20 protein-coding genes are annotated in these 19,607 nt (G+C 64.3%); 9 read left to right on the plus strand and 11 right to left on the minus strand.

Annotated features, from left to right (window positions below):
- Positions 1-13: 13 nt before the first annotated feature.
- From BSG19_RS13120 to BSG19_RS13135, 4 genes are all read right to left on the minus strand, one after another.
- Positions 14-412, minus strand: a complete 399-nt coding sequence (locus BSG19_RS13120) for a response regulator (RefSeq protein WP_092988406.1) — start codon at positions 410-412, stop codon at positions 14-16.
- 230 nt (positions 413-642) lie between these two features.
- Entirely contained in the window at positions 643-1,428 is a 786-nt protein-coding gene (gene tam / locus BSG19_RS13125) for a trans-aconitate 2-methyltransferase (RefSeq protein WP_092988407.1), read from the minus strand.
- A gap of 2 nt (positions 1,429-1,430) precedes the next feature.
- Positions 1,431-1,994, minus strand: coding sequence for a phosphatase (locus tag BSG19_RS13130; RefSeq protein WP_092988408.1), 564 nt, complete (start codon positions 1,992-1,994; stop codon positions 1,431-1,433).
- A gap of 99 nt (positions 1,995-2,093) precedes the next feature.
- Complete coding sequence (locus tag BSG19_RS13135) at positions 2,094-3,134, minus strand: zinc-dependent alcohol dehydrogenase family protein (protein ID WP_092988409.1); 1,041 nt, start codon at positions 3,132-3,134, stop codon at positions 2,094-2,096.
- A gap of 233 nt (positions 3,135-3,367) precedes the next feature.
- Between BSG19_RS13135 and BSG19_RS13140 the strand changes: the two genes are divergently transcribed.
- Positions 3,368-4,252 carry a branched-chain amino acid aminotransferase gene (locus BSG19_RS13140; RefSeq protein WP_092988410.1) on the plus strand — a complete coding sequence of 295 codons (885 nt, stop codon included), beginning with the start codon at positions 3,368-3,370 and terminating at the stop codon, positions 4,250-4,252.
- Positions 4,253-4,459: 207 nt separating this feature from the next.
- Here BSG19_RS13140 and BSG19_RS13145 read toward each other — a convergent pair whose 3' ends face one another.
- Together BSG19_RS13145 and BSG19_RS13150 are read right to left on the minus strand one after the other, a co-directional pair.
- Positions 4,460-5,188, minus strand: a complete 729-nt coding sequence (locus tag BSG19_RS13145; protein ID WP_170865967.1) for a COG3904 family protein — start codon at positions 5,186-5,188, stop codon at positions 4,460-4,462.
- 188 nt (positions 5,189-5,376) lie between these two features.
- Positions 5,377-6,714 carry a hypothetical protein gene (locus BSG19_RS13150; RefSeq protein WP_139274765.1) on the minus strand — a complete coding sequence of 446 codons (1,338 nt, stop codon included), beginning with the start codon at positions 6,712-6,714 and terminating at the stop codon, positions 5,377-5,379.
- A gap of 256 nt (positions 6,715-6,970) precedes the next feature.
- Here BSG19_RS13150 and BSG19_RS13155 point away from each other — a divergent pair, with 256 nt between their 5' ends.
- On the plus strand, positions 6,971-7,570 hold the full coding sequence (locus BSG19_RS13155) for a superoxide dismutase (RefSeq protein WP_092988411.1): 600 nt from the start codon (positions 6,971-6,973) through the stop codon (positions 7,568-7,570).
- A gap of 110 nt (positions 7,571-7,680) precedes the next feature.
- On the opposite strand, the gene BSG19_RS13160 is transcribed toward BSG19_RS13155, so the two are convergent.
- Positions 7,681-8,496 carry a gamma-glutamylcyclotransferase gene (locus tag BSG19_RS13160; RefSeq protein ID WP_244529230.1) on the minus strand — a complete coding sequence of 272 codons (816 nt, stop codon included), beginning with the start codon at positions 8,494-8,496 and terminating at the stop codon, positions 7,681-7,683.
- A 170-nt stretch (positions 8,497-8,666) separates the two neighbouring features.
- Positions 8,667-9,605 (minus strand): LysR family transcriptional regulator, encoded by a 939-nt coding sequence (locus tag BSG19_RS13165; RefSeq protein WP_092988412.1) that lies wholly within the window; start codon positions 9,603-9,605, stop codon positions 8,667-8,669.
- A 147-nt stretch (positions 9,606-9,752) separates the two neighbouring features.
- Between BSG19_RS13165 and BSG19_RS13170 the strand changes: the two genes are divergently transcribed.
- From BSG19_RS13170 to BSG19_RS13180, 3 genes are all read left to right on the plus strand, one after another.
- Complete coding sequence (locus BSG19_RS13170; protein WP_092988413.1) at positions 9,753-10,937, plus strand: MFS transporter; 1,185 nt, start codon at positions 9,753-9,755, stop codon at positions 10,935-10,937.
- Positions 10,938-10,963: 26 nt separating this feature from the next.
- Positions 10,964-12,001: an aldo/keto reductase gene (locus BSG19_RS13175; protein ID WP_092988414.1), complete on the plus strand. Its 1,038-nt coding sequence runs from the start codon at positions 10,964-10,966 to the stop codon at positions 11,999-12,001.
- Positions 12,002-12,309: 308 nt separating this feature from the next.
- Complete coding sequence (locus tag BSG19_RS13180) at positions 12,310-13,146, plus strand: aldo/keto reductase (protein WP_092988415.1); 837 nt, start codon at positions 12,310-12,312, stop codon at positions 13,144-13,146.
- A 169-nt stretch (positions 13,147-13,315) separates the two neighbouring features.
- Here BSG19_RS13180 and BSG19_RS13185 read toward each other — a convergent pair whose 3' ends face one another.
- Complete coding sequence (locus tag BSG19_RS13185) at positions 13,316-13,702, minus strand: DUF2780 domain-containing protein (protein ID WP_092988416.1); 387 nt, start codon at positions 13,700-13,702, stop codon at positions 13,316-13,318.
- Positions 13,703-13,998: 296 nt separating this feature from the next.
- Between BSG19_RS13185 and BSG19_RS13190 the strand changes: the two genes are divergently transcribed.
- The 4 genes from BSG19_RS13190 (at position 13,999) to BSG19_RS13205 (ending at position 17,226) form a co-directional block, all read left to right on the plus strand.
- Positions 13,999-15,573, plus strand: a complete 1,575-nt coding sequence (locus tag BSG19_RS13190; RefSeq protein WP_092988516.1) for a helicase HerA-like C-terminal domain-containing protein — start codon at positions 13,999-14,001, stop codon at positions 15,571-15,573.
- A 271-nt stretch (positions 15,574-15,844) separates the two neighbouring features.
- A complete protein-coding gene (locus BSG19_RS13195; RefSeq protein WP_092932651.1) occupies positions 15,845-16,054 on the plus strand; it encodes a cold-shock protein in 210 nt (69 codons plus the stop codon).
- Between the two features lie 560 nt (positions 16,055-16,614).
- Entirely contained in the window at positions 16,615-16,833 is a 219-nt protein-coding gene (locus BSG19_RS13200) for a hypothetical protein (protein ID WP_139274767.1), read from the plus strand.
- A gap of 93 nt (positions 16,834-16,926) precedes the next feature.
- Positions 16,927-17,226, plus strand: coding sequence for a hypothetical protein (locus tag BSG19_RS13205; RefSeq protein WP_092988418.1), 300 nt, complete (start codon positions 16,927-16,929; stop codon positions 17,224-17,226).
- 60 nt (positions 17,227-17,286) lie between these two features.
- Here the strand turns inward: BSG19_RS13205 and BSG19_RS13210 are convergent, their stop codons facing one another.
- Both BSG19_RS13210 and BSG19_RS13215 read right to left on the minus strand, forming a co-directional pair.
- Complete coding sequence (locus BSG19_RS13210) at positions 17,287-18,135, minus strand: hypothetical protein (RefSeq protein WP_139274768.1); 849 nt, start codon at positions 18,133-18,135, stop codon at positions 17,287-17,289.
- Between the two features lie 248 nt (positions 18,136-18,383).
- Positions 18,384-19,397, minus strand: a complete 1,014-nt coding sequence (locus tag BSG19_RS13215) for a LacI family DNA-binding transcriptional regulator (RefSeq protein ID WP_244529231.1) — start codon at positions 19,395-19,397, stop codon at positions 18,384-18,386.
- Between the last annotated feature and the right edge of the window lie 210 nt (positions 19,398-19,607).

Consider the following 19,607-nt stretch of genomic DNA (forward strand, 5'->3'; position numbering starts at 1 on the left):
GCGGGACAGTCGGCTAGAGCCCCGGCAAGGGCGGCAGGTCCGCAAAGCCCTGCAGTGTCGTGATCAGCCGGGAGTGGTCGTAGGGCTTGGGGAAGAACACGGCGCGGTCCGGCAGCTGGGCTGCGGCATTGGTGACGGCGCCTGACGTGATGATGATCTCGATCGGCGGCCAGCGGTCGCGGATGGCGGCGGCGAGCTTCAGCCCGTCCATGCTGCCGGGCATGTCGATATCGGTAAAGACGATGCGGATGTCGAGCCGCGTTTCCAGAAGGTGCACGGCCTCGTCGGCGCTGCTGGCCTCCACGACCGTAAAGCCGGCGTCCTCGATCAGATCGACCGCCATCATCCGCAGCAGCGGCTCATCTTCGACAACCAGCACGACGGATGGCGGCGGCGCTTTGGACTGTCCCATGACCTCACACTCCCCGGCACATGGCCGCGTCCGGTGCCAAGGCGCCGTGCGGAGAAAGGGAGTGAGCGAGACGTGCGTTCATGGATAAGGATGCATTCCGGGAATTGCGCTTTTCTGTTTTGAAGCGGGGCGGCAAAGCAAGCAAGCCCTTTCGCGTTTCAGCAGCCTTTTTCATGCTGACATTCTGTATGAGACCCGTCATCGTGCATTTCAATCGGTCGGCCTTCGTCCTACGCCGGCACGTTTTCATTGCGCACCGCAACCAGAAACAGCCTGGGGAAGCGCAAAAGCACGCGCCCGTCGGCAAGGGGTGGATAGGCGGCGCGGATGCGCTCCAGATAGCGCGTGAGAAACCTCTGACGAAGCTCGCCGGACAGCGGAGCGAGGTAGGGCCGCAGGCCCGTGCCCTTCACCCACTCTACGATAGCCTCGGCTCCTTCGAGCCGGTGATAATAGATCGTATGCCACACATCGACGCGGGCGCAGAGCGGCGACAAAAGGTCGATCAGCCGGCTCGGTGCGGGAAGGCTCTCGCGGTTCGGAAGGCCGGCACCGTAGGCCTGCGCAAACTCCGGTTCGGCGGCGATCTCGCGCATGGCACGGTGCGTCGGCTCGTCCAGATTATCAGGCATCTGCACGGCCAGCACGCCGCCGGGCACCAGCATGCCGGCCAACTGGGTGATGCTGGCGGCCGGGTCCGGCATCCATTGCAGCACGGCATTGGCAAAGAGCAGCGCCGGCGGTCTGTCCGGGCGCCAGTCCGTCAGGTCGCCCTGAACGAAAGGCACCTCCGGCAGGCGCTGCCGGGCCGCAGTCAGCATGTCGGCATCGCTATCGACGCCGGTCAGCTCGGCGCCCGCAAACCGGCCGGCGACCAGTTCGGTCGAATTGGCAGGACCACAGCCGATGTCGAACAGCGGACCCTCCGGCAGGTCCGGCACCTGCGCCAGAAGATCGCGCGCGGGTCGCGTGCGCTCGTCCTCGAACTTCACATATTGCGCCGCCGACCAGGCCATATCTACCCCTTTGCCGGTTTCCAGACCTTTGCGGGAAAGCGCAGCGCCTGTTTGGCAAGCTTGCCCTTCAGCCCGAGCGCCGCATCGCAGAGGCCGACGACATGCCGGTTCGGCTTGGCGTCCGGCCGCAGGGCATGCAGGGCGGCGGCGGCGTCGTCCGGATCCATGTAGCGCGCGAGAATGCCGAGCGTCAGCGCCGTGGAGCGGCCGATGCCGCGCAGGCAGTGAACGAGCAGACGCGCGTCGGCCGGCAGGCCGTCGATGAAGGCGAAGGCCTCGGTGATGGCCTGGGGCCGGGCAGCGTCACGCTCTTCGGGGTCCATCGTATCGCCGAAGATCAGCTGCAGGTGCCGGTCGTCCGGCAGGTCGATCATTGACAGGAGCTTGGTTTCCGGCGCGCGGATGGAAATGAGATGGGTCGGCGCCCAGGTGGCGCGGTTGTGCCGCGCCTCTGTCTGCGAGCTGACCATCACCGCCAGCGGCCAGCCGTTCGCATGGCCGGGATTGGGAAGCAGCACCGGCGAAAAAAGGACGTCCTCGTCCGGCTTCTGCGCTGCGCGTGCCATGATCCACCTCGTGATTCTCTGTGTGCCCCGTGCGCGAATTTATCAGCCGAAGCTGGATCGAGCAAAGTGTTCCCGCCGGAGCGGGAACTGCGGGCCGGTTCAGAACCTCGTGATGACGCTGATGCCGAGGTCGGTGGCGGTGTCCATCGTGGTCAGCGCCGGCACGGCCTCGTCCAGCGACAAATGCCGCCCGATCAGCTTCTGGGGGCTCAGCTTGCCCGATGCCACCAGCGCCAGCATCGCCTCGTAGCGCCAGGCCTGCATGCCGTGGCTGCCATAGATCTCCAGCTCCTGCCCGATGACCTGCGCCATGGGAATCTGCGGTGCCGCATGGTCGCCCAGCATCAGCCCCACCTGCACATGGCGACCGCGCCGGCGCAGGTTGCGGATCGAGTTGAAGCAGGTGACGGGAGAGCCGAGCGCGTCGATGGAGAGATGCGCCCCGCCGCCGGTGATCTCGCGCACGGCCTCGGCGACATCGCCGGTCTGCGTGGCGTCGATGGTCTGAACCGCGCCGATCTCCCGGGCAAACGACAGCTTGGTATCGGCGATATCGATCGCGATCACATTCGCGCCCATGGCGGACGCGATCATGACGGCGGACAGCCCGACACCGCCGGCGCCATGCACCGCCACCCATTCGCCGCCGCGCACGCGGCCCTGATCCACGATCGCCCGGAAGGCGGTCGCAAACCGGCAGCCGAGGCTTGCCGCCGTTGCCGCATCGATGCTGTCGGGCAGGAGCACGAGGTTCTCGTCGGCAAAGTCGATGGCCACATATTCGGCAAACGAGCCCCAATGGGTGAAGCCCGGCTGGAACTGGTTGGGGCAGACCTGCTGATTGCCGGAGTGGCACTCGGAGCAGCGCCCGCAGCCGGAGACGAACGGCACCGTCACGCGGTCGCCCGTCTTATAACGCATGACGCCGCGGCCCGTGGCCACCACCGTTCCCGCCAGCTCATGGCCCGGCACGTGCGGCAGGCGGATGTCGGGGTCATGGCCCATCCAGCCGTGCCAGTCGCTCCGGCAAAGCCCCGTTGCCTCGACCTTGATCACCACGCCGCCATCCCCGGGCGTCGGGTCCGCCACATCGCGGATCTCTGGCGTCTTCCCGAACGTGTCGAAATACATGGCGCGCATGGCGGTCTCCGATAGGTTTGGGGCTCGTGTTTCCATGTGCCTAGCGCAAACATGACCGGCCGGCATAGCCCCCAAAACCGGCCGATCAGAATTTTTGAACGATCCATTCACCCCTGTTCTCCGTTTTCCGGCTATGCGACAAGACAGGACGAGAATGTCGGCGCCCGCGAACAGACCCGGGACGGCATTCAATGTCAGGGCGAGACCCCGGGACGACAAGCAAGGAGAACATCATGGCCGTCGATACGTCACCGCGCAGCACCACCTGGACCTTCGTCGATGGCGAATGGGTGACGGGCAACCCGCCGCTGATCGGGCCGACCTCGCACGCCATGTGGCTCGGCACCACCGTGTTCGACGGCGCCCGCTGGTTCGATGGGATCGCGCCGGATCTCGACCTGCACTGCCAGCGCGTCAACCGCTCGGCGCTGGCGCTCGGGCTGGAGCCGGTCGTCGCGTCGGACGATATCGAAGGCCTTGCCTGGGAGGGCGTCAAGAAGTTCGACGGTCAGACCGCCATCTACATCAAGCCGATGTACTGGGCCGAACACGGCATGCCGGGCTCGGTCGTCGCCGCCGACCCCGCCTCCACGCGCTTCGCGCTCTGCCTGTTCGAGGCGCCGATGAACACCGCCCAGCCGTCCTCGCTGACCGTCTCGCCCTATCGCCGCCCGAGCGCGGAAGTCGCGGTCACCACGGCGAAGACCGGTGGTCTTTATCCCAATTCCGGCCGAATGATCATCGAGGCCCGCGCTCGCGGCTTCGATAATGCACTGGCGCGGGACATGAACGGCAACGTCGCGGAAACCGCATCCTCCAACATCTTCATGGTCAAGGACGGCGTCGTCTTCACCCCGCTCGCCAACGGCACGTTCCTCGCCGGCATCACCCGCTCCCGCGTGCTCAACCTCCTGCGCCGTGCCGGGCTCGACGTGCGGGAGATGACGCTGACCGTGGAAGACTTCCTGTCCGCCGACGAGATTTTCACCTCCGGCAACTACTCAAAGATCGTCCCCGTCGTCAGGCTCGACGACCGCCACCTTCAGGAAGGCCCCGTGGCCAAGAAGGCGCTGGAAGTCTACATGGACTGGGCGCACGGGAACGGGTCGGATTTCTGAGGGGCTCGCATGTAGAGCAGCCCCTCATCCGGCTGCCGCCACCTTTTCCCCGTTCTCACGGGGAGAAGGGAGATGGGGCGAGCGCTCGCTTGTCTCTTGAAGGTTGACGATAGGGGCAGAAGCCGCGCCACAGGTTCCTTCGCCCCGCCTGCGGGGAGAAGGTGGCGGCAGCCGGATGAGGGGCTGCCAAACTCGCTGACGCAGCCGTCAGGGCGCACCCTTCCCGGCCCCCGTCGTCAGCCCGAACTCCCGCATATCCTTGACGCTGAGATAGGCCAGCCGGTCCGGGGGCGTGTCCATGGCGCGCTGCCAGAGGCCGGGCTTGATACCCATGGCGTCGAGGTGGCGGGTGATGGTGGCGGTGGTGCGCTGGGCCTCCGACATCGCCATTTCCGGCGAGAGCTTTTCACGCGTGCCATTGAAGATCTGGTGAACGCCGACCACGGCGCCCTCGGCCACGGTCCTCTCCACCCCGCCCGCCAGCAGCAGGGGGCAGGAGGACGCGCACAGCGCGCCTTTTTCCACGACGGTATTCAGCTGCCGCTCGCGGATCAGCTTCGACATGGCAAGCGCGTCGCTGACGGAGCCGCCGGGCGAATCGAGCTGCACCACCTTCACATATTCTCCGCGCGCCTCGATCTCGGCGGCAAAGCGCGTGGCCGAACCGGGATCGATGGCGCCCTTGGCCAGCATGACGCCGCCGGGCTGCAGCTCGAAGCGGATGGCCTGCCTCAGGGTTTCCGGGTCGGTCTTCACATCGCCCGGCGCATCCTCCGGCTCGCCGGTGGTCAGCGCCGGCGGCAGCACCGGTTCGCTCGCCGGGCTTGCCGGGTCATAGGCGGGGACAAGGGCCGCCTCCTGACTGATCGTGCGCCAGTCCATCACCACGAAGACGAGAGCGGTCGCCAGCAGGCCATAGAAAAACGCCCGCATCATCTGTCCGTCATCCAGCCGGGAAAGACGCTCAACGACTGATGTGTAGCGGCTTGCAAAACCTTGGGCCTGCAAACCGGGGCCCTGCAAACCTAAGCCCTCCACCGGGCGGCGACCGAGAACGGAGCGGGCCTTGTCCGGCTCTGCCGTCTCCTTCGCTCCCGTCAATCCATCCGCGTTCCCGGTCAGGCTCATGCAGGCGCTCCCGAGCGCGGCGCCTTTGGCGGGCCCTTGGGGGCGAGATCGAGACTGGTGATGTTGGTCGGTTCGACGGAGGCGGGCTCCGACGTCTCGGAAGGTGGCGCGACAGACTGACCGCGCACGATCGCCTCGATATCGACGCCGCTCCGGGCAAGCGCCCGCTGCACCTCGATCGCGTCCAGAAGCTCGGCTGCGGTGATGCGCTGCGCGAACGGCATGGTCTCCTCCTGCCGCCGCAGCGCCGCATGCACGATGGACAGCATGAAGACGAGCACGGCGGGCAGCAGGTCGATCGAGATGGCGCCGGCCCAGCTCGGAATGAAATCCGACGCATAGCGCAGAACCGCCTCGGCCGACGAAAGCGGCACGAAGCGCCGATCCGCGACCGGCTCACGCGCAAGGATCTCGTCTGCCGCGGTCGACAGCACCTTGGATTGGGCCGCGACGGAGGAGCGGATCGTTTCCATCACCCGGCCCTGCCGGTCGGCAAGATCAGGCGCATCGCCATCCGCTATGGGTGCGATGAAGCCGAGCGACAGGTCCTCCGCCGCGCGCTTGACGGAGGGTGCGATGGAGGTCTGCTGCAGCGAGGTGATGACGCCCGAAAGCGCCACGACTTCGGCCGAGAACTGGTCGGCGCGCGGGTCGATGGCGCCGGGGGCCGAGACCAGCGTTCGCATCGTTTCCAGATGCTTGCGGCCATCGTCGAAAAGGGTGGTGACGCGCTCGCGCGAGGCGGTGATGCCGTTTTCAAGTTCCGTCAGCTGGGCTGCCATCTGCGACAGCAGCTGCACGACGCTCCCGGCACCCGTGGTGCCCGTCAGCGCGCCGGTTTCACGCTCCTGATCGGCCAGCCGCTGGAAGCGCTCCTGCGTCCGCTGGATGTCCGGCAGCAGGCTCTGTGCGGCCAGCGCATTCTGGTGCGCCTTGTCGAGATCGGCCGTATAGTCCTCCAGCGTCTCCGCCAGATGCTGCTCCAGCGCCGCCGAGCCGGCAAGGGCTGCCGCATTCAGCCAGCTCGACATGGCGATGATCATCGCACAGCCGAGCGCCATGACGCCGATCATCGCGCCGCGCCCGGCCCGGCCGGTGACATGCGGATAGAACCGCGCCATGTAGCTCCAGAACGCATAGATCGCGACGGAGACGGCGCTGGAGTAGATCAGCGCAGCGAAGAACACGGCGGTCGCCGAGCCATCGAGGATCGAGCGGACGCCGAGATAGGTATAGACGCCGGAGGCCAGCGCCAGCACGGCCAACGCGAAACGCGTCATGGTTTCGACGGCCTCGATGCCGTCCTGCAATCGATGCGAAGCGCCAAGCGCCATGGAGGATTCCCTTGGGTTTGGAAAGTCTTAACAGGGACTTAAGAAACGGGCGAAATGAAGGCCAGAAGAGCGGCGTTCCGGGGGTTCGCAGTGGCATCCGCCGTCCGATGACGCAGTCGTGAAGGACACCCGGGAGAAAACCATTTCGCAAGGGACCGTGAATTTAGCGGTGACGCCGGTTGCCTCGCGTGGTCGGGGTGCCTATGTTCCCCTGACGATTTCGTGAATGAATTCCGATGCCAAGAGGAGAACCGCCATGGCTTTCGAACTTCCCCCGCTTCCCTATGACTACGATGCGCTTGCACCCTTCATGTCGCGCGAGACGCTGGAATATCATCACGACAAGCACCATCAGGCCTATGTGACGGCCGGCAACAAGCTCGCGGAAGAAGCCGGCCTTGCCGACCTCTCGCTCGAAGAGATCGTCAAGAAGTCCTACGGCACCAACCAGCCGCTCTTCAACAATGCCGGCCAGCACTACAACCACCTTCACTTCTGGAAGTGGATGAAGAAGGGCGGCGGCGGCACCTCGCTGCCGGGCAAGCTCGACGCGGCCATCAAGTCCGACCTCGGCGGCTATGACAAGTTCAGGGCCGACTTCATCGCGGCCGGCGTCGGCCAGTTCGGCTCGGGCTGGGCCTGGCTCGCCGTCAAGGACGGCAAGCTGCAGATCGCCAAGACCCCGAACGGCGAAAACCCGCTGGTTCATGGCGCGACCCCGGTTCTTGGCGTCGACGTGTGGGAACACTCCTACTACATCGACTACCGCAATGCGCGTCCGAAGTACCTCGAAGCCTTCATCGACAACCTGATCAACTGGGACTACGTCCTGGAGCTTTACGAAAAGGCAGCCTGATCAGGCTTGGGTTTCATGAAAAGCGGGGCTCTCGGGTCCCGCTTTTTTTTCGTCCTTTTCATGCCCTGGCGCTATGTTGCAGCGCCGGACACAGGTTTTCCGAACCCGTCCTAAACCGGGTCGGTAACCTTTACGACAGGTACTGCATCCAGCTTGGCCTTCGTTTCTCCGCCAAGAGCTTGCGGGGCGGGATGATCGCCGTGGAGACGGCGGATTTCGTCGGCGACGAGGGCCTGAAGACGCCAGAGGTTGCGGTCGTGGATACCGACGGCTTCGAGGTGAAGGACGGTGTTGTAGAGATATTCGGCGCAGGAGCCGACATGACCGCAGGCGCGGGCGAGGATCCGGGCGACCTCTTCCAGCGGCAGGCGGGATACAGCGTCATGGCCGGTCGATCCCAGCCAGAAACCCAGCACGTTGACCGGGCCTTCCGGCGTGCGGACCGGCATCCAGCGGACGGTGGAAATGGTTTCGCGGGAGGAGAGTTCACGGCGCAACAGGCGCTCGATCTGGGCGATGCGATCGCCCTCCTCAAGCCGGTAGATGACGCCGTCGCAGCGCCCGCCCGGCTCCAGCGCCATCATCAGCCCGGGCGCCTCCCGCGAGCCGCGCCAGCGGTCGATCTTCAGCGAGAAGGCACGATGCCAGCCATAGGCTGTGGCCCGGCGACTTTCGACAGAACAGAATTCCGGTTTCCAGATCAGCGAGCCATAAGCGAAGACCCAGAGCGGCGCGCCGCCTGACTGCGCATCGAGCTTCAGCGCCAGCGCCCGATAATCCTCGTCCTCCATCGGCGTGAACCGCGGATTAAGCCCCGGATCGGCCTCCTCCCGGTAGCAGAGCGCCACCAGCTCCGGCGTGAGCGACATCCGCCGCTGTTTTGCGCGCGGCGATGCGGGAGATGATGCGGACGGAATTTCGGACATGGAAGCACGTTTCCTTGCGGACATCGAAACCTCCTCCTGATGGTATCGGAGGGCGAAGCGGGTCGTCTGTCAAGACGGCGGGGAGAAGCAGCATCGATGATGCGCCGTTTTTGCCACCGCGCAGGATCACGGCGGGCGATGTCTTTACCTAATGTCTCGTGTGGCGGCTCTCAAGACGTTGCCGCTCGCTCCGGCAATGCGCCTTCGAGAGGGTCGATGCGGGCCACCAGAAAATCGATGAAGGCGCGGATGCGGGCGGCAAGGTGCTCGTGGCTGGCGAAGACGGCGTGGATGGTCTCGCTGTCGGCCGGGCGGTGCGCCTGCAACAGCGGCACGAGGCGGCCGGCATCGACATCCGGCTGGATGTGGAAAGCGCCGATGCGGCCGATGCCGACGCCATCGAGGCAGAGCCGCCGCATGATGAAGCCGGCATTGACGAGAACCGCTGGCTCGAACGGTCGCTGGATGGTCGCACCTGTTGCGGGATCGAGAAACGGCCATTCGGTGCGAATACCGGGAATATTGAAGCCGAGGCAGGCGTGCCGCGCCAGATCGGCCGGCACCTGCGGCGTGCCATGGCGGGCGAGATAGGCGGGCGAGGCGACGAGAAGGCGGTGGCTGTCGAGCAGTTTTCGCGCCTTCAGCGAGGAATCCCGCAGCGCCCCGGAGGACCGGATGGCGATATCCGTGCGGTCCCCGACCAGATCGACCACGTCGTCGCTCAGCGACAGATCGATCAGGACATGGGGATAGAGGCTGCGGAACTCGCCGATGAGCGGCAGGATGAAACGCTCGGCAAAGGCCATGAGCGCGCTGACCCGCAAGACACCGCGCGGCACGGCCTGCGTGCCGCTGGCGATGAGGCGTTCGGTTTCGTTGATATCGGCAAGGATTGTGCGGGCCCGTGCCAGATAAAGCTCTCCCTCGGGCGTCGGCTGCAATGTTCGCGTGGTGCGCACCAGGAGCCGCGTTCCCAGCCGGTCCTCCAGCCGGGCGACGAGCTTGCTGACGGCGGACGGCGACAGGCCGAGCCGACGACCTGCCGCGGAAAAGCCGCCTCCATCCACCGCCGCCACGAAGACGTCCATCTCTCCCGCGCGGTTGTCCATGTCTGGTCCTTCATGAATTCAAGTCACAGGTGATTATCCAATACAGCGGATTATCGCACAAGCGGGCTCCGCATATATCTCGGTCATCCCTTGCGGCTGGACTTCGGACCCCCGCCGCGTCCCCTCGGAACCTCATGGAGGCTCGCTATGCCCCTTGCCCTTCTCGCCTTGACAATTGCCGCTTATGCCATCGGAACCACGGAATTCGTCGTTGTCGGCCTGCTGCCGACGGTCGCTCGCGATCTCGACATCACGCTGCCGATGGCCGGCATCATCGTCTCGATCTATGCGCTCGGCGTCACCTTCGGCGCCCCCATCCTCACCGCCCTGACCGGGCGCATCGCCCGCAAACCCCTGCTGCTCGGGCTGATGGCGCTGTTCATCATCGGCAACACGCTGGCGGCCCTGTCGCCCGGCTACGGCCTTCTCCTCGTCGCGCGGGTCCTCTCGGCCTTTGCGCATGGTGTGTTCTTCTCCGTCGGCGCGACCATTGCGGCCGGGCTGGTGCCGGAAAACCGGCGGGCCTCGGCTATCGCCATGATGTTCATGGGCCTCACCGTCGCCATCGTCACCGGCGTTCCGCTCGGCACGCTGATCGGACAGACATTTGGCTGGCGCGCCACGTTTGCGGCTGTCGCCGGTCTCGGTGCCGTTGCGCTGGGCGCCATCGCGCTCCTGCTGCCGGCCAACCTGCCCGCCAGCCCGCCGGCCCGGATCATGGATCAGGTCAAGGTTCTCGGCAGCGGCCGCCTGCTTCTCGTCTTCGGCATGACGGCGCTCGGCTATGGCGGCACCTTCGTGACCTTCACCTATCTCGCACCGCTCTTGGAAGAGGTGACCGGCCTTTCCGCTTCCGCCGTCAGCCTCGTCCTTGTGCTTTATGGCCTCGCGATTGCCGCAGGAAACCTTGCCGGCGGACGCCTGGCCAACAGCAATCCAGTGAAGGCCCTCGCCTTTCTCTTCGCGGCCCAGTCGCTGGTTCTGCTTCTGCTCACCTTCACGGCCAGCGCCACCATTCCCGCACTCGTGACGCTGACCGCACTCGGCTTTCTCTCCTTCGCCACGGTGCCCGGCCTTCAGCTCTACGTGGTGGAACTGGCCCGTCAGCATCGCCCGGCCGCCGTCGATGTCGCCTCGGCGCTCAACATCGCCGCCTTCAACCTCGGCATCGCCGCCGGCGCCTGGATCGGCGGTCTCACGGTCGCCTCCTCGCTCGGCCTCGGCGCCACGCCCTGGGTCGGCGCGCTGATGGTGCTCGGCGCGCTGGGACTGACGGTGCTGAGCGGATCTCTCGATGCTCGGGAGAAGAAGGTCGAGGCCGTGCGCGCATGACATCCCCATCTGAAAGGACACCCTCCATGGACCATCGCACACTCGGCCGATCCGGCCTGAAAGTTCCTGCCTTAAGCTTCGGCGCCGGCACCTTCGGCGGCTCCGGCCCTCTGTTCGGCGCCTGGGGCACGGCGGACGAAACCGAAGCACGGCGAATGGTGGATATTTCCATCGACGCCGGGGTCACGCTGTTCGACACGGCAGACGTCTACTCGAACGGAGCATCCGAAACGGTCCTCGGCGCCGCCATCAAGGGGCGCCGCGACAAGGTGCTGATCTCGACCAAGGCCGGGCTGCCGATGGGGGACGGTGCCAACGATGCGGGGACATCCCGCAGCCGGCTGGTCCAGAGCGTCGAGTCGGCCTTGCAGCGGCTCGGAACCGACGTGATCGACATTTTCCAATTGCATGCCTTCGACGCCGCGACGCCGGTCGAGGAGGTTCTGGCCACGCTCGACATGCTCGTGCGGGCGGGCAAGGTGCGCTATGTCGGCATCTCGAACTTTGCCGGCTGGCAGATCATGAAATCGCTCGCTGTGGCCGAGAAGCACGGCTGGCCGCGCTACGTCGCAAACCAGGTCTACTACTCCCTCATCGGTCGCGACTATGAGTGGGATCTGATGCCGCTCGGCAAGGATCAGGGGCTGGGCGCGCTCGTCTGGAGCCCGCTCGGCTGGGGTCGTCTGACGGGCAGGATCGGTCGCGACAGGCCGATACCGGAGACGAGCCGCCTGCATGCCACGGCCGGCTTCGGTCCGCCGGTCGAGGACGCGCATCTCTATCGCGTCATCGATGCGCTGGAGGCTGTGGCGAAGGAGACGGAGAAGACCGTGCCGCAGGTCGCGATCAACTGGCTGCTGCAACGCCCGACGGTCGCATCCGTCATCATCGGCGCCCGCAACGAAGCACAACTCCGCGACAATCTCGGCGCCATCGGCTGGCAGTTGAGCACGGACCAGATCCGCTCGCTGGATGCGGCAAGCACGGTGACGGCACCCTATCCGCATTTCCCCTATCGCCGACAGGAAGGCTTTGCGCGGCTGGATCCGCCCCTGACCGGCTGATACGGTTTCCGGTTCATCACTGCCAGGTTCTGGTGTCTGCAACCGTTCGCCCTCTCCGCCGTCATGCTCGGGCTTGTCCCGGGCAGGGGCTGGCGTCACGGCGCCCGCATGGGTGAGCTTTACGGGAACCTTCCGCACTCGGTCCCATTACCTTTCTCTCCGGACGCCGTACATTCCAGCCGCCCGGGAAACCCAGCGCGGAGAATCCCTTGGCCGGATTTCAGCATCCTCTTGTAGAGGATCAGCGCAGCCCCCTTCCCCGCCCGGCCGCAGATCGGCCGAGCGATTTCGACACAGGAGATATGCTTATGAACATCGTCAAAGCCAATGGCGCCGAGATCCCCGCACTCGGTTTCGGAACCTTCCGCATGCCGGGACCGGAGGTTCTGGAGATCGTGCCGAAAGCCATCCAGCTCGGCTTTCGCCATGTGGATACCGCACAGATCTACGGCAACGAGGCTGAGGTCGGCACGGCCATCCAGCAGTCGGGCGTCTCCCGCAACGAGATCTTCCTGACGACGAAGGTCTGGCCGGAAAAATATGCCCGGTCGAGCTTTGCACAGTCGGTAGACGAGAGCTTGCAGAAGCTCAAGACCGACCATGTCGACCTCCTGCTGCTGCACTGGCCACGCGGAAGCTCGGTGCCGCTCGAAGAGCAGATAGAGGGATTGAACGCCGCCGTGAAGGCCGGCAAGACGCGGCATATCGGCATCAGCAACTTCAACACACAGGAGATGCGCGAGGCAAGCCGCCTGTCCGACGCGCCACTGGTGACCAACCAGATCGAGTATCATCCCTATATCGACCAGTCGAAAGTGCTGCAGACGGCGCGCGACCTAGGCCAGTCGATCACCGCCTATTATGCCATGGCCGATGGCCGGGTGCCGAAAGAGCCCGTACTGAACGACATCGGCAGCCACCACCGCAAGACCGCCGCACAGGTGGTGCTGCGCTGGCTGATCCAGCAGGACGGCGTCATCACGCTGTCGAAGACCTCGACGGAGGCGCGGCTGGCCGAGAACTTCGGCATTTTCGACTTCGAACTGTCGCTTGGGGAAATGCAGGCCATCCACGCGCTCGCCCGCCCCGACGGACGCATCGTCAATCCGGGCCATCTGGCGCCGGAATGGGACGCTGCGGCGTGAGGTAAGGGTTCGCATCGATGGAGGGAGCCGCAACGCTCCCATTCGTCATGCTCGGGCCTGTCCCGAGCATCTGCAGGGTTTCGATTTTTGTGAGGTCAGCAGATCCTCGGGACAAGCCCGAGGATGACGGAAACTCGCATCGGCGGCTGCGGGATGACCCACGAGGTCATCAAACGAACTGGCGCAGGCCCGGAACCGAGTTGATCACCGCATCAACCGTTTCGTCGCCGGCGTGCTCGCGGGCGTAGGCGAGCGTTTCCTTGGCGAGACCGGTGATTTCGCCCATGGACAGGCCCTGGCCCATCAGCTGCTGGCCAAGTGCCATGACGCCGCCGCCGACGGCGCCCATCACCTTGCCGAGAAGGCCGGGCTTGGAGCTTTCGCCGTTGAAGCGGGCGACCAGATCGGGCGCGCCGGGCACGGCTTCGATCATGCGCGCAACAGGGCCGGCATCGGCTTCGCGCTGGAGGAAGCCCAACATCATGCCGATCGCCTTTTCCGCCTTGTCCGGCTCGATGCCGACATTATCGGATACGCGGGTGACCAGTTCGCTCATGCTTTTCTCCTCGGCAAGCGCTCTAACGTTCACGTCAACGTAAAGGGATGGGAGAAGAAATCAAGCCGTCCCGGAGGGTTTTCAACGGCGCCCCGCGAAACTGCGCTGAATGGTAAATCGGTCGCCCGCCAACTGCAATGCCGGCGCTGATCGCAAAGCGCACGACAGGTGCCGAACGACGGGAAATCCGAAGCACGTTCAACGTCTGGAGGACGATCGGGCTGCGCATGTGCTTGTCTGCCTGCGGGCAACGTATAGTATCGCCGGCAAACAAGCGAATGGATACCCACATGGCAATGCTGCAGCCCGGAATGCTCTACCTCGGCACGAGCCGCAAGCCCGACGACACGCTCGACAAGGGCGAGTACCTGACCCTGAAATACGGCAACCGTCACGGGCTGGTGACGGGTGCCACGGGCACGGGCAAGACCGTAACGCTGCAGGTGCTGGCCGAGGGGTTTGCGAGTGCCGGCGTGCCGGTGTTCTGCGCCGACATCAAAGGCGATCTCTCCGGCATCGCCGCCCGCGGCGAGCCCAAGGATTTCCTCATCAAGCGTGCCGCCGAGATCGGGCTCGACCCTTACGAATTCAACCAGTTTCCGGTGATCTTCTGGGACCTCTATGGCGAGAAGGGCCACCGTGTTCGCACCACCATGTCGGAGATGGGGCCCCTCCTCCTCTCGCGGCTGATGAATGCGACGGATGCGCAGGAAGGCGTGCTGAACATCGCCTTCAAGATTGCCGACGAAGGTGGCCTGCCCCTTCTCGACCTCAAGGATCTGCGTGCACTCCTCACCTATATGAGCGAGAATGCGAGCGCGCTCTCCGCCACCGTCGGCCTGATCTCGAAGGCCTCCGTCGGCTCGATCCAGCGGGAGCTGCTGATCCTCGAGCAGCAGGGCGCCGAGCATTTCTTCGGCGAGCCGGCGCTGAAGGTAACGGACATCATGCGCGTGACGCCAGATGGCCGTGGCACGATCTCGGTGCTCGCCGCCGACAAGCTGATGATGAATCCGAGGCTCTACGGCACCTTTCTGCTCTGGCTGCTATCGGAGCTGTTCGAGGAACTGCCGGAGGTGGGCGACCCGGAAAAGCCCAGGCTCGTGTTCTTCTTCGACGAGGCGCATCTTCTCTTCAAGGACGCGCCGAAGGTGTTGCTGGAACGCATCGAGCAGGTGGTGCGGCTGATCCGCTCCAAGGGCGTCGGCGTCTATTTCGTCACGCAGAACCCGCTGGACGTGCCGGAAACCGTGCTGGCGCAGCTGGGCAACCGGGTGCAGCACGCGTTGCGCGCCTATACGCCGCGCGAACAGAAGGCGGTGAAAACCACCGCCGAAACCTTCCGTCCGAACCCGGATTTCGACTGCGCGGAGGTCATCACCACACTTTCGACCGGCGAAGCGCTGGTCTCGACGCTTGAAGGCAAGGGCGCGCCTTCCATGGTGGAGCGCACGCTGATCCGCCCGCCATCGGCCCGCGTCGGTGCGCTGACGGAGCCTGAGCGCGCGCAGGTGATGGCGCTGAGCCCCGTTGCCGGCCTTTACGACACCGATGTGGATCGCGAATCAGCCTACGAGATCCTCGCCGCGCGCGCCGCAAGAGCAAGCCAGCAGGCAGAGGCCGCACGCGAAGCGGAAACGGGGGCGGACGCAAAGCCTTCCGGCGGCAGCCGATGGACGCTGCCGGGCTTCGGCGACGATACGGAGCCGGTGCAAAAGCCCACGCGCGCCGGCACGGCAGCCAAACCCCGCAGCGCAGGGTATCAGCGGGAAACGGTGGTGGAAGCCGCCATGAAGACCGTGGCGCGAACCGTCGCCTCCTCGCTCGGCCGGGCTCTGGTGCGCGGTATTCTCGGCAGCCTCAAGCGCTAGGCAGAGATTCCCGATTCGTCACCAAAACGTCAATGGCCGGCATTTTCCAGCCTTTCCAAGGCCTTGCCGGCCGAATACTGCCAGAAGATCGTGCAAACTGACGGAGACGACTTGCAATTCGCGGGGGGATCGTCTATCTAGCGCTTATCGATCTTGCATTTTGAGCTTTGCTCCCGCGCAACGCGCCGTTCAATCTTCTCTTTCAACGTCGATCTATCACCGCGCGCACACTGCGAGCGAAACATCATCACGATTGAAAAGGAATCACGTCGTGGCAACAGGTACCGTAAAGTTCTTCAACGCAACCAAGGGCTTCGGCTTTATCGCTCCGGACAACGGCGCAGCTGACGTTTTCGTACACATCTCGGCCGTTGAGCGCGCCGGCATGCGTTCGCTGAACGAAGGCCAGAAGGTCAACTTCGAAATCGTTCAGGACCGTCGTAGCGGCAAGAGCGCTGCCGACAACCTGTCTGCAGCCTAATATACAGAATTTCGTTTCCGGCGCCTGACCATGGATGTACTGGCAGAAACCGTCGAGACGATATCGAGAAGGTCGGGAATTTCCCGGCCTTTTTTTGTGCCTGCGTGCCGCGCCCGGGTTTTCGGATGCGGAGTGTGCCGGCCGCGGGAAGCCCGTTTGGAGCCTGTCGTTTCCGCGAAACCGGCGCCCGTGTTTCCCCAACAGGCCTTACCGCCGCATCTCGCTGGCCGGATGGCTTCGCCCTGTATTTCCTGTCCCAGGCGCTTTCGATTTTCAGCACAATGCAGTAAGCTCTTCATAACACTGCAAATGCCGGCCCCGCACCGGGGCAGGCCGAGCTGAACGAGACGAACTCTGCCCTCCACAACGAAGCGATCCGTCCCCGCGGTTTTCCCCGGAGGGATCGGGGCCGCCAACCGGATGCTGCGTCAGACCGAGATCGGATCCGGTTTCAGTTTCGTGACTGCAGCCGAAACAAGGGCGAGAGTAACAGATACCAGATGCGCGATCGTGGCCGACCGGCCGTCGACGCCCCACAGATGCTCCCGAAGGAGAACGCCTTGGTTCCCGCCGACCGCCTGTTCAAGACCGAAGCCCGCCCCGCGAATGCCAAGGCCATGCAGACCGATTCTGCCTCCAGATCCATCATCGAAGTCGAGGCCGCCCAGAGACGCGCCAAGACCGAGCGTCTGAAGCAAGCCCGTATCGCCCAGGAAGCCAGCCAGCCCGTGCCCGATGCGCCCGTGAAGAAGGTTGCCAAGTCCCGCAAGAAGGACTGAAGCGACGCGGTCTGCCGCAGTAGCGGGGGCGAGCACGCGCCTTGTATCTGCAATATGCGTAACCATCTATGGACTCCATAACAGGAGACCAGAGTGTCCGACTTCATCAGCTACCTCTTCGCCATCTTCGTCGTCACGCCGCTTCAGGCCGAGCTGACCGATCGCCTACAGGGCATGCCCTCGGCCGAACTGATCCAGGCCGGCCGGGCCTGCATTTCGGCCGAAGGTCCGCGGCTTCTGCAAATGGCGCAAGAGAACTGGGGCTGGGCCGCCGCCAACGCCCTCGGCGTCAGCGCCGGTCTGGTCGATCCGGTCACCCTGCTCTCGACGCAGAACGACCATTGCGGCCTCGTGCGCAATGCACTGATGAATGCGCCCGGTGAGGATGCATAGCGACGCTCGGGTGCACCCTTGCACAGATTGGCGCGACAGGTTTAGACGGTCGCTCAGCCGTTAGACCATGAGACTGTTGATGTAGTCGCGGAGTTCACACGCTTCGCGGGGAACGCGCTTGACGCTGAAGACACTGTCGAGAACCGATGCCCCGACATGCGGCGACCGCAGCGCCTTGGGGATGCGAAGGGCGAAAACGGCGCCTTTACCGCTCCGTACGGTTTCCACAACGTCCGCGTCGATGTCGAGATTGTTGCAATAGTTGCACAGCGTGATCGGCTGGCCGACGGTCACACCGGTCATCGCGAGGCGTGCGGCGAAGGTCGGGAGAACCACTTCCTCGATCGGGAAACCGATCGACTCCATGGGGAAGTGATCGATGAATGCCCGCGAAAGCTGGGAAAAGATATGCCGGCTGGCAAACTGGCCTTCGGCCTGCCCTCCGAAAAACAGCGGCAAGCTCAACAGGGAGAGAAAGCTCTGCATGCCCGGATGCTGGAGATAGGCCTCGCGAAAGACGCCCCAGTCGCTCGCCTTGTCATAGACTTCCATCTGGGAGCCGATGTCGTATTTCCCGACATAGTCCGCAAGCCCCGGCTTCACGAGCATCTCGTTCGAGGATATCAGGACGATCTTGTCGAACGCGACATTCGTCCCGTTCGCATGCAGAAAGTTGCTGATATGGGTATGCATGATCCCGGCCGACCACTTCGTTTCGTACGAGTTCGGATTGATCAGGACATTCTCCGCCTCGCAGAGCGCGCGAAAGGCCTCCTTTTCCGCCAGGGCGGTCGCGGAGACATGCAGGCAGATGACCGAACCCGGGCAGAAATAGCCAATATTCCGGATCTGCTCGAGAACGATGTCAGGCCGCTCGTGCACCGGAATGGAGAAAAGAAGCCTGGTCATATCGCGCTGTTCCATCGATCATCGTCATATCGGCTACATCTGAACGGAGGCCGCGCAGTGTGGACATCCTGCGTATCCTTGCAACCTGACGTCAGACTGGAAGCACGGAAGCGACAGCGGGATGTGACACAGTCAGTAGCCACTTGCACGATACCGCCACTTCGGTCCCGGATCAAAACATCTCCGCTCGGTATTGAGGCAAAATGCGACGCGGATTTCCGCTCAGGTTGCCGGCAACAAGCGATGCCTCAAGCATTTTCGATCATGTAGATATCGATCGGCGTCACGAGGGATGCCGGCGGATGGTCGTTCCTGCCGAAATAGGACGCCAGTGCCTGAACGGCGGTGAGCACTTCGAGGTCAGGTCGTTGATCGATGATGACATCGATCAGGCCTTGGCGAATGAGTTGGCGGCGGTCGTCGGTCAGCTCGTGCGTGATGAAAACGACCTCGTCAGCGCGTCCGAGTGTCTTCAGCGCCGTAACGACCGTCTGCGCGCCGGCGGAAGCGTTATAGATACCGCGGATCTCAGGGTTTCTGCGCAAGGCGTTGAAGACGAGATCCCCTGCCGTTTCGGCACGTTCCAGACTCTCCAGGACGTCCGTCACCCGGCAGTGCGGATAGCGTTCGCGCAACACGGCGCGGAAGCCCATCTCGCGCTCCTCATGGCCGATCATGCTCAGCATGCCGGATATGATGACGATTTCGCCGCCTTCCCTGCCCATCAGGCGTGCCATCAAATCTCCGGCGACGCGTCCTGCTTTCCGGTTGTCGGGTCCGATATAGGCAATGCGACCCGCGTCGCGAATATCGGTGGCAAGCGTCATGACGGGCTTGCCCTGCCTGCCCCAGTCTCGAAGAGCCGTCGCGACATCCTCGTTCTGGGAACTGACGATGATCAATGCGTCGCAGTGCCCGCCCAAAGACTGAATGAGCGCAACGGTGGCGGCGGGTCGAACCGGGTCGATGTGATGAACCTGAAACTGCAGGTTATATTGCGGGTAAAGTCGCGTCGCCGTCTCGAAACCATCCTGCACGACCGCGTGGAACGGATTTGCGCGCGACTGAAGGAGAACGGCGACACGCAGCGTCCGCGCAGCGCGCGGGTCGATCACGCGGTTGATCTTCAGCCGTCTCGCCTGTTCGAGGACGCGCCGCTCCTTGTCCGGGCTCACGCCGCCGCGCCCGTTGAGGACACGATCGACCGTGGCCAGCGACACGCCGGCTGCGATGGCGAGGTCTCGCGATGTCGGCTTGCCCACGGCACACTCCATTTGAGGAGATCTCATCAAGATCGACGTATCCCCTCATTAGCACCGCGCTAGACTGCCGACAACGAACGAAGCCGAAGTGGCTCGGATGGATCGGGAGGATCTTCATGCTACATCTCGCCGTCTTCGGTGCAGGGCGCATCGGGCATGTGCATGCGACGAACGCCGCAAGCCAAACTTCCGTGCGGGTGCGCTATCTTG

This window comes from Rhizobium sp. NFR03 (genome assembly GCF_900111275.1).
Lineage (GTDB): Bacteria > Pseudomonadota > Alphaproteobacteria > Rhizobiales > Rhizobiaceae > Ferranicluibacter.

Excerpts from the sequence above, each read along its gene's own strand:
- BSG19_RS13120 (WP_092988406.1), bottom strand. The coding sequence starts at position 412 with ATGGGACAGTCCAAAGCGCCGCCGCCATCCGTCGTGCTGGTTGTCGAA.
- tam (WP_092988407.1), bottom strand. The coding sequence starts at position 1,428 with ATGGCCTGGTCGGCGGCGCAATATGTGAAGTTCGAGGACGAGCGCACG.
- BSG19_RS13130 (WP_092988408.1), bottom strand. The coding sequence starts at position 1,994 with ATGGCACGCGCAGCGCAGAAGCCGGACGAGGACGTCCTTTTTTCGCCG.
- BSG19_RS13135 (WP_092988409.1), bottom strand. The coding sequence starts at position 3,134 with ATGCGCGCCATGTATTTCGACACGTTCGGGAAGACGCCAGAGATCCGC.
- BSG19_RS13140 (WP_092988410.1), top strand. The coding sequence starts at position 3,368 with ATGGCCGTCGATACGTCACCGCGCAGCACCACCTGGACCTTCGTCGAT.
- BSG19_RS13145 (WP_170865967.1), bottom strand. The coding sequence starts at position 5,188 with ATGATGCGGGCGTTTTTCTATGGCCTGCTGGCGACCGCTCTCGTCTTC.
- BSG19_RS13150 (WP_139274765.1), bottom strand. The coding sequence starts at position 6,714 with ATGGCGCTTGGCGCTTCGCATCGATTGCAGGACGGCATCGAGGCCGTC.
- BSG19_RS13155 (WP_092988411.1), top strand. The coding sequence starts at position 6,971 with ATGGCTTTCGAACTTCCCCCGCTTCCCTATGACTACGATGCGCTTGCA.
- BSG19_RS13160 (WP_244529230.1), bottom strand. The coding sequence starts at position 8,496 with ATGTCCGAAATTCCGTCCGCATCATCTCCCGCATCGCCGCGCGCAAAA.
- BSG19_RS13165 (WP_092988412.1), bottom strand. The coding sequence starts at position 9,605 with ATGGACAACCGCGCGGGAGAGATGGACGTCTTCGTGGCGGCGGTGGAT.
- BSG19_RS13170 (WP_092988413.1), top strand. The coding sequence starts at position 9,753 with ATGCCCCTTGCCCTTCTCGCCTTGACAATTGCCGCTTATGCCATCGGA.
- BSG19_RS13175 (WP_092988414.1), top strand. The coding sequence starts at position 10,964 with ATGGACCATCGCACACTCGGCCGATCCGGCCTGAAAGTTCCTGCCTTA.
- BSG19_RS13180 (WP_092988415.1), top strand. The coding sequence starts at position 12,310 with ATGAACATCGTCAAAGCCAATGGCGCCGAGATCCCCGCACTCGGTTTC.
- BSG19_RS13185 (WP_092988416.1), bottom strand. The coding sequence starts at position 13,702 with ATGAGCGAACTGGTCACCCGCGTATCCGATAATGTCGGCATCGAGCCG.
- BSG19_RS13190 (WP_092988516.1), top strand. The coding sequence starts at position 13,999 with ATGCTGCAGCCCGGAATGCTCTACCTCGGCACGAGCCGCAAGCCCGAC.
- BSG19_RS13210 (WP_139274768.1), bottom strand. The coding sequence starts at position 18,135 with ATGACCAGGCTTCTTTTCTCCATTCCGGTGCACGAGCGGCCTGACATC.